The organism is Herbaspirillum frisingense GSF30 (assembly GCF_000300975.2).
GTDB classification, from domain to species: Bacteria; Pseudomonadota; Gammaproteobacteria; order Burkholderiales; family Burkholderiaceae_D; genus Herbaspirillum; species Herbaspirillum frisingense.
In genome coordinates this window covers 33,924-50,539 of record NZ_AEEC02000027.1, presented here as the reverse complement: position 1 = coordinate 50,539, position 16,616 = coordinate 33,924, and the positions used below count along the sequence as shown (strand labels likewise).

Below are 16,616 nucleotides of genomic sequence, written 5' to 3'. Positions count from 1 at the left end.
AATCTGGCTGTGCTGCTGTTTCGGGTGAGCCGTCGCTTACTTGACGTCGCGCTTGGCGGAAGCCTTGCCGGAGGTGGACAGCACCTCGCTCTCGGGCTTCCAGATCTGGCCGATGGCCAGGCCCGTCAGGCGCTTCTTGCGGCCATACCAGAGGTTGACCACGCCGCGCGAGAAGAACACGGCCGAGAACATCGAGGTCAGGATGCCCAGGCAGTGCACCACGGCAAAGCCGCGAATGGCGCCGGAACCGAAGATCAGCAGCGCCAGGCCGGCGATCAGGGTGGTCACGTTGGAGTCCAGGATGGTCGCCCAGGCGCGGTCGAAACCGGCCGCGATGGCGGCCTGTGGCGAATTGCCGGCGCGCAGTTCTTCACGGATGCGTTCGTTGATCAGCACGTTGGAGTCGATCGCCATACCCAGTGCCAGCGCAATGGCGGCAATACCCGGCAGGGTCAGCGTCACCTGCAGCGTGGACAGCAGGGCCACCAGCAGCAGCACGTTCACCGACAGCGCCAGGGCGCTGAAGAAACCGAACAGCTGGTAGTAGATCACCATGAAGACAGCCATCGCCAGGAAGCCGTAGAGCACCGAGTCGAAGCCCTTCTTGATGTTGTCGGCACCCAGTTGCGGGCCGATGGTGCGTTCCTCGATGATGTCCATCGGTGCGGCCAGGGAACCGGCGCGCAGCAGCAGGGCCAGGTCGCTGGCGGCTTCGGGCGAACCCATGCCGGTGATCTGGAAGCGCGAACCCAGTTCGGAACGGATGGTGGCCACGGTCAGGACTTCGCCCTTGCCCTTTTCGAACAGGACGATGGCCATGGCCTTGCCGACCTTGTCGCGGGTGGCTTCGCGCATCTTGCGGCCGCCGTCGCCATTCAAGTCGATACTGACTGCCGGCTGGTGGTTTTCATCGAAGCTGGCCGAGGCGTTGGAGATGTAGTCGCCGGTCAGTACCGGTTCCTTGTTCAGGACCACCGGGGCACCCTTGCCGACCTTGAACAGCTCGGAGCCGAAGGGGATGGCCGAGGTCTCTTCGGTGCCACGCACCACGCTCTCGTCGACCATGCGCACTTCCAGGGTGGCGGTACGGCCGATGATGTCCTTGGCACGCGAGACGTCCTGCACGCCCGGCAGCTCGACCACGATGCGCTCGGCGCCCTGGCGCTGGATCAGCGGCTCGGCCACGCCCAGCTCGTTGACGCGCTTGGACAGGGTGCTGATGTTCTGCTTGACGCCGTCTTCCTGGGTCTGCTTGATGGCTTCCGGACGCAGGGTACCGACCAGCTTGAGGTCATCGCCCGAACCGGCGTCGGTGAGCAGCATTTCCTGCAGTTCGCCCAGGGCGGCGCGGGCCTTGTTACGGGTATCGGCATCGCGGAAGGAAATCTCGATGCTGTCGCCACTGCGGTTGATGCCGCTGTGGCGGATGTTCTTGTCACGCAGCAGGCCGCGCACGCTGGCCTGCAGGCCTTGCAGACGCTTGTTGACGATGGCCTTGACGTCGACCTGCATCAGGAAGTGCACACCACCGCGCAAGTCCAGGCCCAGATACATCGGGAAGGCGTGCAGGCTCTGCAGCCACTGCGGCGTGTTGGGCAGCAGGTTGAAGGCGACGATATAGGTCGGGTCGCTGGGGTCGGTATTGAGTTCCTTTTCCAGCAGGGCCTTGGCCTTGAACTGGATGTCGGTGGTGGCGAAACGCGCGCGCACCGAGGGCTGCGAACCGGTGTTGTCGAACGCCACACTCTCTGCGCCGAGATTGCCTTGTTTCAGGATCTGATCCACCCGGCCGGCCACGGCGGGTTCGACCTTCAGGGTCGACTTGGCGCTGCTGATCTGCACCGCGGGGGACTCGCCGAAGAAGTTCGGGACGGTATAGATCACGCCGAACAGCAGGGCCAGGACGATCAGTGCGTATTTCCAGAGAGAGTAACGATTCATGGTCTTGTGCTTCGTGCTTGCGGGAGAGGACGGCAGGGACCTGCCGCCCTGTTCAGAACCCGGGTGGAAAAACCGCAGGGTTCTAACAAGATGGGCGCATCAGCGATGCGCCCATGGGTTCGCCGGCACGCGGGCCGACCGAACCGGTCAGGCCATTACAGGCCCTTGATGGTGCCCTTGGGCAGCAGGGTGGTGACAGCGCCCTTTTGCACGACGACTTCGGTGCCTTCAGCCACTTCGATGGTGATGTAGCCATCGGCCACCTTGGTGATGCGACCCAGCATGCCACCGGAGGTGACGACTTCGTCGCCCTTGCCCAGTGCGTCCATCATGGCTTTCTGTTCTTTCTGACGCTTCATCTGCGGGCGGATCATCAGGAAGTACAACACCACGAACATCAGGATGATCGGCAGGAAGCTGGCCAGGTTGCCCATCGCGCCACCAGGGGCTGCTGCGGCCGTTTGCGCGTATGCGTCGGAAATAAACACGTAAGGCTCCAAAGGTTGATTAAAAAATAGCCCTGCATTCTAGCACTGCACCAGCGCTATGACGCCAAATCGGGACGTCTTGCCGCAGATCAAGGGAGAAATGGCTATTTTCACGGCCGCCGCCCTGGAGGGGCGCGCGGCAGGAGCCGCCGTGGCAGGCGGGGTCAGGACCGGTCGGGGATCAGGTGAGAAATCAGGTCGGGGAATGAGGTTTGGGAAGAGGCCGGCAATCAGTACACCACCAGCACCGAGCGTTCGCGCTGGTCCACCAGCAGCAGTGCCCGTCCATCCGGGCTGCCGGCCATCACCCCGCCGCAGGTATTGGAGACGGCAGCGCTGCCGTTGACGATCTGCACCACCACATTGCAGCGCGTGGGCACCACGGCCGAAACGGCCAGCCGCGCCGTGGTGGCGGCCTGCAACTGCTGGCGCGACCAGCCGCACAGCACCAGTGTCACGATCAGCAGCGTGGCGCTCCAGCGCAGCAGATGCGGACGGGACAGTACCTTCGAGGGGGGATTGTTCAGATTGTTCATATCGCAGGCTCCTTGTCATCAGTTGGGCCACTGCATTCTTCGACTATGAATCTATTTTAGTTAAATTTATCGATTAAATCAATTAAATTAATTTGGCAGGATAAATTAACACAGTTGATTTTTTCACCATCGATACTGACTCGATCGGTCGATGAGCGGCTTCAATAAAGACTTTTTGACTTATCCACAACAAACCCATCGGGTTTTTCCTGCCTTTTCCTGACCCCATTTCGTGGCTAGAATGCGAACGAATAAAGCAATTTTCACAATTTACAAACCAATTCGTTATAATTGATTTCAATGTCCCAGGCCTTGGGGAGGTGATCCCGCGCCGCCCTGCCAGCCACCATCGGAGTTCAAAAAAGCATGGAGATCATTTCGTGAGACCAGAGGCAGTCCCTCCATCAGCGCCGCGCGACGGGCGTGTGCTGTTGCTGCTGTCGGAAGCCTGCTTTGCGGCGCTGGCGGTGTTCGCGCTGTGGCAGACCGATCTGCCGGCCTGGCTCACGCTGGGCCTGTTGGCGCTGTGGGGAGTGCGGGCGTTGATCCTGTTGCGCTTCATGCGCGAGAACCAGCGTGCCGCACGCAGCCTGGTACTGGCCAAGGAGGCGGCCGATCACGCCATGCTGACCCGGGGCGCGTTCCTCTCCACCATGAGCCATGAAATCCGCACGCCCATGAATGCCGTGCTGGGCATGGCCGGCCTGCTGCGCACCACACGCCTGGACAGCCAGCAGACCGAATTCGCCAAGGCCATCGAGGATTCGGCCAATGCCCTGCTGGGCATCGTCAATGACGTGCTCGATTTTTCCAAGATCGATGTGGGCAAGATGGACATCGCCGTGGTCGAGTTCGATCTGCTGGAAGTGGTGGAAGCCAGCGCCGAAGCGCTCTCCTTCAAGGCCCGCGAAAAGCAGGTGCGCCTGCTGGCGCATGTGGATCCGCGTCTGCCGCCCAGGCTGCTGGGCGACCCCGGTCGCATCCGCCAGATCCTGCTGAACCTGCTGGGCAATGCGCTCAAGTTCACCCACCGCGGCGAGGTGCTCTTGCGAGTGCAGGCGCTGCACGTGGCGGGTGATCATTGCCGGCTGCGCTTCGAGGTGCGCGACAGCGGCATCGGCATGGATGAGGAAACCATGCGGCGCCTGTTCTCGCCGTTTTCACAGGCCGACAGTTCGGTCACGCGGCAATACGGTGGCACCGGCCTGGGCCTGTCGATCTGCAAGCGGCTGGTCGAACTGATGGGCGGCAATATCGGCGTCGACAGCAGCCCCGGTGCGGGCTCCTGTTTCTGGTTCGAACTGGGGATTCCTGTGGCGACATCGGCGGCGTTGCCGCCCAGAAGCTTTGCAGCCAAAAAGCGACAGGTGGCGCTCATCGAAACCCACGACGCCAGTGCCGCCATGCTGCATGAAACCCTGCGCGCGGCCGGTCTGGAGACAGTGCGCTACGGCAGTGCCAATGACGCCCTGGCCGCGCTGACCGGCCCCCTGGCCACGACCACGGGCATCGATGCCGTCATCGTCAGTTCGGAGGTACGCGATATGCCGGCCCCGGCGGTACTGGCGCAGCTGCAGTCGGCCCGCCCCGGCATGACGTGCGTCTTGCTTGACCACGGCGTACACGGCCTTAATATAGACGGATCACCAACACCCACCCCAGCCACCGTGCTGCAGTTGCCGCTGCGCAAGCAGCAGCTGTTGCGCGCGGTGATGGGGGAGATGAATGGAACGGGCAAGGGGGAGCAGCAGGTCGATGCAGCGCCAGCGGTCCTGGCGCGCTCGCCAGGGCTGCAGGGGCCGCAGGAGGCGCATAGCCTGCTGCTGGTGGAAGACAACGTAATGAACCAGAAGGTGGCGGTGTACCAGCTCAATGCCATGGGCTACGCAGTCGATATCGCCTCCAATGGTGCGGAGGCACTGGAAAAGCTGGCGCAGCGCGACTATGCGCTGATCCTGATGGATTGCCAGATGCCGGTCCTGGATGGCTACGAAACCACGCGCCGCATCCGGCGCATGCAGGGCGAGCTGATGCATACCCCCATCGTCGCGATGACCGCCAATGCCATGGCCGGTGATCGCGAACAATGCCTGGAGGCGGGTATGGACGATTATCTGACCAAGCCCTTGCTGCGCTCGCAACTGGCGGCGATGCTGACGCATTACCTGCCGCCCGCAGCGCCGCAGCAGGCGGCCGAGCAGGCCTTGCCGATCATCGACGAAGCCCGCCTGGAGGAACTCTTTGGCGAGGACACCGGGCTGGCCAGCGACATGCTGGACATGTTCATCGAACATACCGGACCCGTGATGGAGGACCTGGCGCGCCAGGTCCAGGCCAGCGAACCCCTGCTGGGCGAAATCCAGGCCCTGGGCCATCGCCTGGCCGGCAGTTGCCTGAACCTGGGGATACAGGCACTGGGTCAGCTGGGACGTCAGATGGAAATCGCTGCCCGCCAGGGGGAACTGGCGCAGGTACGCACGCTGGCCGGGGAATGTGCCACCGCATTCGCCGCGCTGCGTGATCACATACAACAGAGGGGCCGGGGGAGCACATGAAAATACTGATCGTCGATGACGACAAGACCAATCTTTCACTTTTCACGCACATGCTGGCGCAGTTGCCGGACACCAGCATCAGCACCTGTCCGGACGCCTATGAGGCGCTGGACTGGTGTGGCACCCACGAGCCCGACCTGATCCTGCTGGACTACATGATGCCGGGCATGGACGGCCTGGGTTTCCTGTCGCGCTTTCGCGCCATGCCGGGCCAGGAAATGACGCCGGTCATCATGATCACCGCCGACATGGGCCTGCAGGTACGCCACCAGGCGCTGCAGATGACGGCCAACGATTTCCTCTCCAAGCCGGTGAACCGGGTGGAGCTGCTGGCGCGGGTCAAGAACATGCTGGCCATGCGCAAGTCGCAGCTGGCCATGAGCCAGAAGATCGAACACCTGGCCGAAGAAGTGGAACAGAAGTCGCACCAGAGCAATACCCTGGCGCTGAACTCCATGGACCTGCTGGTGCGCGCGGCCGGCTATCGCGACCCCGAGACCGGCGAGCATCTGCTGCGCATGTCCAACTACACCCGCATCATCGCCGCCCAACTGGGCCTGCCTCAGGAAGAACAGGACCTGCTGTTCAATGCCGCGCCGATGCACGACATCGGCAAGATGGGCATCCCCGACCATATCCTGCTCAAACCCGGGCGGCTGGATGAGGAAGAACTCAAGGTCATGCGCCTGCACGCCCAGATCGGCGCCGACATCCTGCGCGACAGCCCTTCCCCGCTGCTGCAGACGGCTTCGCTGATCGCCCGCACCCACCACGAGAAGTGGGATGGCAGCGGCTATCCGAACGGTCTCAAGGGCGAAGACATCCCGCTCTATGGCCGCATCGTGGCCGTGGCCGATGTGTTCGATGCACTGACCTCGACGCGCCCCTACAAAAAAGGCTGGAGCCTGGAAGACGCCTCGCTCTATCTGCGCGACAATGCCGGCAGTCATTTCGACCCGCGCTGCGTGGAGGCCTTCTTCGCCGGCTGGAATGACGTGCTCGACATCCACAACCGCTACCAGGAAAGCAAATGATGCTGACCTTCATTGAACCGACCCTGTTCGAGAAGCTCAGGAGCGCCCAGGCCCTGCCCTCGCCGGGCGGGGTGCGCCTGACCATCATGCGCCTGTGCGCGCAGGACGATCCGGACATGGCCGAACTGATCCATCTGGTGCAGGCCGACCCGGCCCTGTCCGGACGCATCATCCGCATCGTCAACGTGCTCAATGCGCACCGGGTGCGACCGATCGCCTCGGTCAGCATGGACAGCATGCTGCTGGTGGGCCTGCAGGCGGTGCGCCAGCTGGCCCTGGCGCTGTCGCTGGCCGAGACCACGGCGCCGGCCTCCTGCACCAACTTCAAGCTGCCTGCATTCTGGGCCCACAGCTTTGCCATGGCCTGCAGCGCCCAGGCCATCAGCGGCCATACCCGGGTGGCGCCACTGGGCGAGATGTTTACCACGGGGCTCCTGGCCAACATCGGCAAGCTGACCCTGGCCTCGGCCCATCCGACCGGCTATTCCTCGCTGCTCACGCGGGTGCTGGAGCCTTCGGCCCAGCTGGCCATGGAGCAGTCGCTGTTCGGCTTCAACCACCTCAACATCGCCGCGGCGCTGATGCAGGACTGGAAGATTCCTGAACTCTTCTGCGACGCGGTCCTGCATTACGAGTCGCCCAGCCTGCCGGACGCCCTGCCCGCGCCACGTCCGCTGGAAATCATCTGGACCCTGTACCTGTCCTCGGCCATGGCCGAGCTGGGCTGCGGCGCGCCGCAACTGGCCGAGGCGGCGCTACAGAAGGTCGCCACGGCGCTACCACAACTGCAGCTGGCACCGCACGACTTCCCCGAGCTGTACCAGCAGGCCGGTGAAGACTGGCAGGACTGGACGCAGACCATGCATATCGCCGGCAAGTCGCTCTGGCAGGGCCTTCCTGCCCAGGTCCACGACCGGCTCCTGCGCCTGCAACAAACCGGCAGCGACGACGATGCTGCAACTTGAACAACTGCTGCTCAGTGAAGCGCCGGACGCCTATGTCCTGATGGACATGCAAGGCCAGGTGATCTACTGGAACCGCTGCGCTGAACAGATCTTCGGTTATGCCGCCCAGGAAGTGCTGGGCCAGCATCTCTCGGATTTCATCGTGCCGCCCGAACGGCGCATGGAGGAAGACCGCGTCTTCGCCGATACCATCAGCCTGGGGCGTGCCGAGTGCCAATCCATCCGGCGTCGCAAGGATGGCTCCCTGCTGCACCTGTCAGTGTCCAACAAGCTGCTGCGCGACGAGCAGGGCCATCCGCAATACGTCCTGTCCTGCAAGCGCGATATCAGCCAGGCCACCGTGCTGCGCGACATCAGCCTGATCGCCGCCAGCGTACACGGCCTCTATGATTCGCTGCCGGACGGCATCATCGTGGTCAACGCGCTGGACCGCATCGTGCTGGCCAACCGCCGGGCCGGCGAATTGTTCGACTGGGAGGTAGCCGAGCTGACCGGCTGCGCCATCGATGTACTCATTCCGCAGCGCTTTCTGGCCATGCACGCGCAGAACCTGACGACCTATTTGAACCATGCCGCACCGCTGGCCAGCAACCCGACGCCCGACCTGTGCGGATTGAAGCGCAACGGCAGCGAGTTCCCGGTTGACGTCAGCCTCAGTCCGCTGGTGGTGGAAGGCGAGACCTTCCTGCTGATCGCGGTGCGCGACATCAGCGACCGCAAGCGCATCGAAGAAGACCTGGCCGAAAAGAACCGCGCCCTGCAGGAAGCCATGGAGTCACGCAACCGCTTCCTGGCCAATACCTCGCATGAACTGCGCACCCCGCTCAATGCCATCCTGGGCTTCACCGACATCCTGCTCACCCGCATGGGTGGTCCGTTGACGGCGGAACAGGAACAGCAGTTGCAGACGGTACACGACAGCGCCGAGCACCTGCTGGGCCTGATCACCAGCCTGCTGGATGTGTCGCGCATGGAGACCGAGGACGCCGACCTGATTCCCGAGGCCCTGCTCTGTTCGCAGCTGATCGATGAAACCGTGAGCACGCTGCGGCCGGCCGCCGAGAAGAAGGGCTTGCTGCTGGAGGTGGAAGCCGGAGCGGGAGCAGAAGCGGGGACAAGGGAAACCGTGATCCACACCAACCGTCGGGCGCTGGGGCAGATCCTGCTGAACCTGGTGGGCAATGCCATCAAGTTCAGCGAGCACGGGCAGGTGCGGGTGCGATGGCGCCAGCAGCCGCATGGTGACAGCACCACCACCTTCATCGAGGTGCAGGATAGCGGCTGCGGCATCAGCGAGCAGGATCAGCAGAAGCTGTTTCGCGCCTTTACCCAGCTCGACGCCTCGGCCTCACGCAAGCATGAGGGCATGGGCCAGGGCCTGTACCTGAGCCAGAAGCTGGCGCACCTGATGGGCGGTGCCATCAGCGTGCAGAGCCAGGTAGGCCAGGGTAGTTGCTTTACGCTGTGCCTGGAGCAGAAAACGGCCGGAAACTGAGATCCGGCGGGGATGGCATGGTCGACGACCGGAACGGGATATGAACAATTCTTCCCAAACCTTGCACGATTGCGCCAGGCCTGTTCACCGGCCCGCGCCGGCTTGGCTCAGTCCACGCCGCGGGCGCGGTCTTCCTTGAATTTCTTGACGAAGTCCTGGAAGGTACCGGCGTCGATGGCGTCGCGCATCTCCTGCATCAGCTGCAGGTAGTAATGCAGGTTGTGCACGGTATTCATGCGTGCCCCGAGGATTTCGCCGGCGCGGTGCAGGTGGTGCAGGTAGGCGCGCGAGAAGTTCTTGCAGGCGTAGCAGTCGCAGGTCTCGTCGAAGGGACGGTCGTCGTTCTTGTACTTGGCGTTCTTGATCTTGACGTCGCCGTAGCGGGTGAAGATCCAGCCATTGCGCGCATTGCGGGTGGGCATGACGCAGTCGAACATGTCCACGCCATTGGCCACGCCTTCGACCAGATCCTCGGGCGTGCCCACGCCCATCAGGTAGTGCGGCTTGTCGGCCGGCAGGCGCGGGCCGACGTGTTCCAGCACGCGCATCATGTCTTCCTTGGGCTCGCCCACCGACAGGCCGCCAATGGCGAAGCCGTCGAAACCGAGCTCTTCCAGCCCGGCCAGCGACTCGTCGCGCAAACCCTCGAACATGCCGCCCTGGACGATGCCGAAGAGCGCATTGGGATTCTCGCCGCGGTCGAATTCATCCTTGGAACGCTTGGCCCAGCGCAGCGACATGCGCATGGACTTGCCGGCCTCTTCGCGCGTGGCCGGGCGACCATCGATCTCGTAGGGCGTGCATTCGTCGAACTGCATGACGATGTCCGAATTGAGCACGCGCTGGATCTGCATCGAGATCTCCGGCGAGAGGAACAGGCGGTCGCCGTTGATGGGCGAGGCGAAGTGCACGCCCTCTTCGGTGATCTTGCGCATCTCTCCCAGCGAAAACACCTGGAAGCCGCCGGAGTCGGTCAGGATGGGCTTGTCCCAGCCGATGAACTTGTGCAGCCCGCCGAACTTGCTGACCACTTCCAGCCCCGGGCGCAGCCACAGGTGGAAGGTATTGCCGAGGATGATCTGGGCATTGATTTCCTTCAGTTCCAGCGGCGACATGGCCTTGACCGAACCATAGGTACCGACCGGCATGAAGATGGGGGTCTCGACGGTGCCGTGGTTCAGTTTGACGCGGCCACGACGGGCGCGGCCGTCGGTCTTCAGGAGGGTGAATTCCAGCATGGGGTTCTCTGTTTCTCTCGATGTTTCAGGTACGGGTCAGCAACATGGCGTCGCCATAGCTGAAGAAGCGGTATTGCTGCGCGATCGCATGGGCGTAGGCGGCGCGGATGTGCGCATAGCCGGCGAAGGCCGAGACCAGCATCAGCAGGGTCGACTTGGGCAGGTGGAAATTGGTCACCAGCAGGTCGACGGTCTTGAAGGTGTAGCCGGGCGTGATGAAGAGCTGGGTGTCGTCGCTGCCGGCCTGGAGCTGGCCGCTCTGCGAACCGGACTCCAGCGCCCGCATGCTGGTGGTGCCCACGGCGACGACGCGCCCGCCGGCGGCCTGGGTGGCACGCACGGCCTCCACCGTCTCCGGCGAGATGGTGTACCACTCGCTGTGCATCTTGTGCTGCGACAGGTCTTCCACCCGCACCGGCTGGAAGGTGCCGGCGCCCACGTGCAGGGTGACGAAGGCCTGCTTGACGCCGCGCGCGGCCAGTTGTTCCAGCAGCGCCTGGTCAAAGTGCAGGCCGGCGGTGGGCGCGGCGACCGCGCCGGGTTCCTTGGCGTAGACGGTCTGATAGCGGGTTTCGTCGTAGGCGTCGGCTTCGTGATCGATGTAGGGCGGCAAGGGCAGGCTGCCGTATTGCTCCAGCAGTTCGAAGGCGTCCGCCGGGAAGTGCAGCGTATAGAACTCGCCGAAACGTTCATCCACCGTGACATCGAAAGCATCGGCCAGGCGGATGCGGCTGCCCGGCGGCGGCGACTTGGAGGCGCGCACCTGGGCGTGCACGGTACGCGCATCGAGGATGCGTTCGACCAGGGCCTCGATCTTGCCGCCGGTTTCCTTCACGCCGAACAGGCGCGCCTTGATCACGCGGGTATCGTTGAAGACCAGCAGGTCGCCGGGCTGCAGCAGGTCGACGATGTCGGAAAAACGGCGGTCGGTCAGCTGCGCACCCTGCACCTGCAGCAGGCGCGAGGCACTGCGCTCGGCCAGCGGGGTCTGGGCGATCAGCTCGGGGGGGAGATCGAAATCGAAGTCGGATAGGGAATACATGGGAATGGAACGCACACTGGTCTGCTCAACGGGGAAGAAACTCTCCCGAAATCTCGCCGGCTACCGATGCGCTTCAAATGACAAACTCGCTATTTTACGCCTTCGAGGCCGACTGGTCGCCCTCGAACGCAGAGCAGAAGCTCTCCTGGCGCAAGACGACAACGCATCCTTTCTCCAATGACAACACAAATCCCCCCCTCCCTCCCCGACCTACCCTCCTCGGCTGCCGATCGCGGCGATCCCGTTGCCACACCACCCAAGCCAGGCAGCATCGGCACCCTGCGTCTGGCCATCGGGCTGGCCCAGGGCGTGGTGCTGTATGTGCTGTATCGCCATTGGAGCGACAAGACCGGGCTGGCGCTGCATCCCACGCTGTTCCGCTGCGTGTTGCTGCTGGCGCTGTTCCTGCCGCCGATCGCCATTTCCAGCCTCTCCCACATGCAGCCGCGCAAGCTGGCGCTGTGGCTCCTGCTGTTGGCGGCCATCATCTCCTCACTGGCGTTCTACGACATCTGGCGTACCGATATCGGAGCATGGCTCAACGAGCCCGCCCTCAGCGCCTGGCAGAGCGATACGGCCCTCCACCTCCAGCCCTCGCTGCAATTGGTGCTCCTGATGTGGCACGGCTTGTTCATCGCCCAGGCCATGGCATTAGCCGCCCACCAGGACCAGCGCTGGATCGCCAGCTACCCCAGCTATTTCGCCTGGGCGTGGAAGCTGGTGCTGCAAGCGGCCTTTGCCTGCCTGTTCAACGCGGCGCTGTGGATCATTCTGATGGTCGGAGCCGCACTGTTCGCACTGTTCAGCCCGCTCTTTCTCGCCATCATCAGCAGCCCCTGGTTCTTCATGCCGGTCACCGCCCTCGCCTATGCGGGGGCCTTGCACCTCACCGATGTGAAGCCGGCCATCATTGCCAACCTGCGCAAGCTGCTGCTGACGATGCTGTCCTGGCTGCTGCCGCTGGCGGTACTGATCGCGGCCGGCTTCCTGGCGGGCCTGTGCGTCACCGGCCTGCAACCGCTGTGGGAAACCCGTCGCGCCACTGCCGTCCTGCTGGGAACGACTGCCTTGCTGGTGGTGCTGGCGAACATGGTCTATCAGGATGGACTGTCCGACGAGGCAGCGTCGGCGCGCCTGATCCGATGGTCGCTGCGCGTGGCCTGCGCGCTGCCCTTGCCGCTGGTGGTGCTGGCGGCCTGTGCCCTTGGCCTGCGCGTGAGCCAATACGGCTGGACGCCCGAGCGCGTCTGTGCCGCGTTGTGTATCGCCGTGGCCAGCATCTATGCCATCGGTTACCTGGCCGCACTGTGGCGCGCCGCCCGCATGGTCGTCATGGCACCGGTCAACGTCGCGGCCAGCTTCACCATCCTGGCTGTCTCGGTGGCCGTCCTCACGCCCTTGGCGGACCCGGCGCGCCTTGCCGTGGCCGATCAACTGGCGCGCCTGCGCTCCGGCCAGATCACGCCAGAGCGGCTGGACGTGAGATTCATGCGTTACCACGGCCAGCGCTACGGTGTGCAAGCCCTGGCCGATATTGTCCAAATCCATGACCCACGGCTGTCGTTCCTACACCAGGAGGTCCAGCTTGCACTGCAAACCGAGCATGCCTTCCAGCTCGCCCAGAACAAAAAACCCGAGGGCAAACCTGGCTCCACCGTGCGCATGCACCCTGAGGGGAGTCACTTGCCTGCGGCCATTGTCGAAAAAACCTGGGACGCCATGGAAGCAGATGCCTGGGTGCCAGGTTGCCTGCGTAGCACTGCAAGCGATTGCGACGCCTACCTCGTCAAACCGCCCGGCGCACGACGCGAACAAGTGCTGATCATCGACGGCAACAGCCCCGCTGTGCTGCTGGCCGAGGATGCCCAGGGCCAATGGCAGATCATTGGTACTTTCCGCATGCCTTCCCACTGCGTCGCCCAGTTGCGCGAAGCGCTGGAAGGAAAGACGCTGCAATGGAAAGCTTCACCATCGTATGACTTGCAACTGGGCGACACCTTGATTCCCATGGTGCCGGCATCGCCTAGGCGCAAGAGCTGCGGACAGTAAAGCGGGGAGCCGGACAGCGAGACCGGCGGGTGGCAGGCTTGATACTGTAATTAATCACAGTACAATAGCGCGATTCTGCCGACATGCTGCCCATGCCACCTACCGCGAAAAAGAACGCCTCCACGACCTCGCCTGCCAGCCGCGCAAAGACCGGCAAGAGCAGCAAGGCCGGCCCCGCCAAGCCCGAAAACAAGCTGGCCAAGCTGGGCCTGCACAATGACATGGACCTGGTGCTGCACCTGCCGCTGCGCTACGAGGACGAGACCAGCCTCATGAGCATCGGCGAGGCCTCCCTGCGCGGCCTGCAGACGGTGCAGGTCGAAGGCGTGGTGACGGCCTGCGAAGTGCAGTTCCGCCCGCGCCGGCAACTGATCGTGACGGTGGGCGACGACAGCGGCCAGTTGACGCTGCGTTTCATCAACTTCTACGGCAGCCAGACCAAGCAGCTGGCCGAAGGTACCCGGGTGCGGGTGCGCGGCGAGCTGCGACATGGTTTCTTCGGGGCCGAGATGGTCCATCCTTCCTACAAGGTGGTCAACGAAGGGGCGCCGCTGCCCGACGTGCTTACGCCGGTCTACCCTGCCGGCGAAGGCCTGTCGCAGGCCTACCTGCGCAAGGCCATTGCCAATGCCATGAGCCGGCTGGACTGGAGCGATACGCTGCCGCCCTCGATGTTGCAGACCCTGGACCTAGCCACCTTCGAGCCATCGGTGCGACTGCTGCACAACCCGCCGCCGGACGTGGATGAATACGCCCTGACGGAAAAGTCACATCCGGCCTGGATCCGCATGAAGTTCGATGAACTGCTGGCGCAGCAGCTTTCGCTCAAGCGCGCCCAAGCAGCGCGGCGCGCCAAGACCGCGCGGGCCTTGCCGGTGACCGGGCGCCTCACCGAGGAATTGACCAAGGTCCTGCCCTTCCAGCTGACCGGCGCGCAGCAACGCGTGCTGGAGGAAATCCGTGCCGACCTGCGCCAGTCCTTCCCCATGCAGCGTCTGCTGCAGGGCGATGTGGGCAGCGGCAAGACGGTGGTGGCGGCGCTGGCGGCGGCCCAGGCCATCGACAGTGGCTGCCAGGCCGTGCTGATGGCGCCCACCGAAATCCTGGCCGAGCAGCACTTCCGCAAGATCGCGGCCTGGCTGGAGCCGCTGGATGTGGGTGTGGCCTGGCTTTCCGGCAGCCAGAAGAAAAAGGAAAAGACCGAGGCCCTGGCCCATATCGAATCGGGCGCAGCGCGCCTGGTCATCGGTACCCATGCACTGATCCAGGACACGGTGCAGTTCGAGAACCTGGGGCTGGTGATCGTGGACGAGCAGCATCGCTTCGGCGTCGGCCAGCGGCTGGCGCTGCGCAACAAGAGCTTCAATCCGGAGGACCGTGATGCCGCCGCCGTGCCGCATCAGTTGATGATGTCGGCCACGCCCATTCCGCGCACGCTGGCCATGACCTATTACGCCGACCTGGAAGTGTCGGTGATCGATGAACTGCCGCCGGGACGCTCGCCCATCGTGACCCGCGTGATCGATCAGAACCGTCGGGACGAAGTGATCGAACGGGTACATGCGGCGGCGCTGGAAGGCAAGCAGATCTACTGGGTCTGTCCCTTGATCGAGGAATCGGAGGCACTGCAGTTGCAGACCGCCACCGATACCCATGCGGCCCTGTCGGCGGCCTTGCCGGACCTCACCATCGGACTGGTCCACGGGCGCATGAAGCCGGTGGAAAAACAGATCGTCATGGAGGGGTTCACGCGCGGCGCCATTCATCTGCTGGTGGCGACCACCGTCATCGAAGTGGGCGTGGACGTGCCCAATGCCTCGCTGATGGTGATCGAGCATGCGGAGCGTTTCGGCCTGTCGCAATTGCACCAGTTGCGCGGACGGGTCGGGCGTGGATCGGCTGCCAGCGTGTGCCTGCTGCTGTACCAGGGCCCCTTGGGCGGCACCGCCAAGCAACGCCTGGCCACCATGCGTGAAACGACGGATGGCTTCGAGATCGCGCGGCGCGACCTGGATATCCGCGGCCCCGGCGAATTCCTGGGGGCACGGCAGTCGGGCGAAGCCATGCTGCGCTTTGCCGATCTGGGCACCGACCAGTGGCTGGTGGAAAAGGCCCGTGATACCGCCCAGGCCCTGCTGCAACATGCGCCCGACATCGTGGACCGACACCTGGCACGCTGGCTGGGCGGACGCGAGGACTACCTCAAGGTGTAAAGACAGAACAGGTCGAAATACAGGCTGCGCAGCCAAAACCCTTTATGGAACAGGGAAGAGCGTGGCCGGTAAACGGGAATCTGCAAAATGCCAATTCAATTTCCGTAAAAATCGAGAATATCTTCGCTTTATGTCGATTGACGCCTAACAACACTCAGTCCAATCTACGCCCCACAAACAACGGGTCCATCCAAACGTCTGGCAACCGGGCATCTGCCCCTTGCCAACGTCTGCACTGCTGTACGAGATGACCATTGCGCAACTAGAGAAGGCTGATAATTTTGGTTTCCAACCACGATCCACACACCTCCCGCAGACTGATTTGCCCGATCTGCCAGCGTGCCCTTTCGGCATGCATCTGCCATTGGACCTCTCCCATCGATCACGCCATCGATGTCCTGATCCTGCAACACCCGCTGGAAGTCAACAACGCCAAGAACAGCGTGCGGCTGCTGCATCTGAGCCTGCCGTACAGCAAGCTCGTCGTCGGTTCGGCGTTCGATCCCGACGAACTGCAGCAGATGCTGCATGCACCGTCGCGGGTGCGCAACGTGCCCGATAGCGAGCCGGTGCACCCGATCCTGCTTTACACCGATGACGCCGCCACGCCCGAGACCACCCATTTCGACGCCCGCACGATGACGGTGGACAAGCGCCAGACGCTGCAGCGCATCCGCCTGGTCATCATCGATGGCACCTGGCGCAAGAGCCGCAAGATGCTCTTCGAAAACCCCATCCTGCAAACCCTGCCGCGCATGGTATTGATCGATACCCCCACCTCGCGCTACACCATCCGCAAGTCGCACAAGCCGGAGCAGCTATCCACGCTGGAAGCTGCCGGCTATGCCCTGATGCAACTGGAGCGCAACAGCGAGAAGTACCATCCCCTGCTGACCGCCTTCGACAACTTCGTGCTGCAACAGGGCTACATGCGCATGCACGGTCAGCCCGCCCGCCGCAGCGAGTGAGCGTTTTCCGCCAGGCATCACCCACGATTGTCGTCAATGAAATGCACGTAACTGCCGCCTATGGGGAACCATTCGCCAATGCCACGTACCAA

Annotated in this window: 12 protein-coding genes; 7 read left to right on the top strand and 5 right to left on the bottom strand. The window is 63.4% G+C overall.

The window, feature by feature from the left end:
• Positions 1-36: 36 nt before the first annotated feature.
• From secD to HFRIS_RS17475, 3 genes are all read right to left on the bottom strand, one after another.
• Complete coding sequence (gene secD / locus HFRIS_RS17485; RefSeq protein ID WP_006464757.1) at positions 37-1,941, bottom strand: protein translocase subunit SecD; 1,905 nt, start codon at positions 1,939-1,941, stop codon at positions 37-39.
• Between the two features lie 155 nt (positions 1,942-2,096).
• Complete coding sequence (gene yajC, locus HFRIS_RS17480) at positions 2,097-2,375, bottom strand: preprotein translocase subunit YajC (protein WP_006464756.1); 279 nt, start codon at positions 2,373-2,375, stop codon at positions 2,097-2,099.
• A gap of 284 nt (positions 2,376-2,659) precedes the next feature.
• A complete protein-coding gene (locus HFRIS_RS17475) occupies positions 2,660-2,965 on the bottom strand; it encodes a hypothetical protein (protein WP_006464755.1) in 306 nt (101 codons plus the stop codon).
• 380 nt (positions 2,966-3,345) lie between these two features.
• On the opposite strand from HFRIS_RS17475, the gene HFRIS_RS17470 reads away from it, so the two are divergent.
• The 4 genes from HFRIS_RS17470 to HFRIS_RS17455 are packed head-to-tail and all read left to right on the top strand — an operon-like array spanning position 3,346 to position 9,014.
• Positions 3,346-5,520 carry an ATP-binding protein gene (locus tag HFRIS_RS17470; RefSeq protein ID WP_039876236.1) on the top strand — a complete coding sequence of 725 codons (2,175 nt, stop codon included), beginning with the start codon at positions 3,346-3,348 and terminating at the stop codon, positions 5,518-5,520.
• Positions 5,517-6,554 carry an HD domain-containing phosphohydrolase gene (locus HFRIS_RS17465; protein ID WP_006464753.1) on the top strand — a complete coding sequence of 346 codons (1,038 nt, stop codon included), beginning with the start codon at positions 5,517-5,519 and terminating at the stop codon, positions 6,552-6,554. Before HFRIS_RS17470 ends, HFRIS_RS17465 begins: the two co-directional genes overlap by 4 nt.
• Positions 6,551-7,519, top strand: a complete 969-nt coding sequence (locus HFRIS_RS17460; protein WP_039876234.1) for an HDOD domain-containing protein — start codon at positions 6,551-6,553, stop codon at positions 7,517-7,519. The genes HFRIS_RS17465 and HFRIS_RS17460 overlap by 4 nt, the downstream gene beginning before the upstream one ends.
• Complete coding sequence (locus HFRIS_RS17455) at positions 7,506-9,014, top strand: PAS domain-containing sensor histidine kinase (RefSeq protein WP_006464751.1); 1,509 nt, start codon at positions 7,506-7,508, stop codon at positions 9,012-9,014. The genes HFRIS_RS17460 and HFRIS_RS17455 overlap by 14 nt, the downstream gene beginning before the upstream one ends.
• A gap of 107 nt (positions 9,015-9,121) precedes the next feature.
• Here HFRIS_RS17455 and tgt read toward each other — a convergent pair whose 3' ends face one another.
• Both tgt and queA read right to left on the bottom strand, forming a co-directional pair.
• Positions 9,122-10,252: a tRNA guanosine(34) transglycosylase Tgt gene (tgt, locus tag HFRIS_RS17450; RefSeq protein WP_006464750.1), complete on the bottom strand. Its 1,131-nt coding sequence runs from the start codon at positions 10,250-10,252 to the stop codon at positions 9,122-9,124.
• A gap of 25 nt (positions 10,253-10,277) precedes the next feature.
• The gene (gene queA, locus HFRIS_RS17445; protein WP_006464749.1) at positions 10,278-11,294 is read right to left on the bottom strand and encodes a tRNA preQ1(34) S-adenosylmethionine ribosyltransferase-isomerase QueA; all 1,017 of its coding nucleotides are present in this window, start codon (positions 11,292-11,294) and stop codon (positions 10,278-10,280) included.
• A gap of 177 nt (positions 11,295-11,471) precedes the next feature.
• Between queA and HFRIS_RS17440 the strand changes: the two genes are divergently transcribed.
• From HFRIS_RS17440 to HFRIS_RS17430, 3 genes are all read left to right on the top strand, one after another.
• On the top strand, positions 11,472-13,343 hold the full coding sequence (locus HFRIS_RS17440; protein ID WP_006464748.1) for a DUF4153 domain-containing protein: 1,872 nt from the start codon (positions 11,472-11,474) through the stop codon (positions 13,341-13,343).
• Positions 13,344-13,435: 92 nt separating this feature from the next.
• The gene (recG, locus tag HFRIS_RS17435) at positions 13,436-15,556 is read left to right on the top strand and encodes an ATP-dependent DNA helicase RecG (protein ID WP_039876245.1); all 2,121 of its coding nucleotides are present in this window, start codon (positions 13,436-13,438) and stop codon (positions 15,554-15,556) included.
• Between the two features lie 281 nt (positions 15,557-15,837).
• Positions 15,838-16,524, top strand: coding sequence for a tRNA-uridine aminocarboxypropyltransferase (locus HFRIS_RS17430; RefSeq protein WP_006464746.1), 687 nt, complete (start codon positions 15,838-15,840; stop codon positions 16,522-16,524).
• Positions 16,525-16,616: the final 92 nt, after the last annotated feature.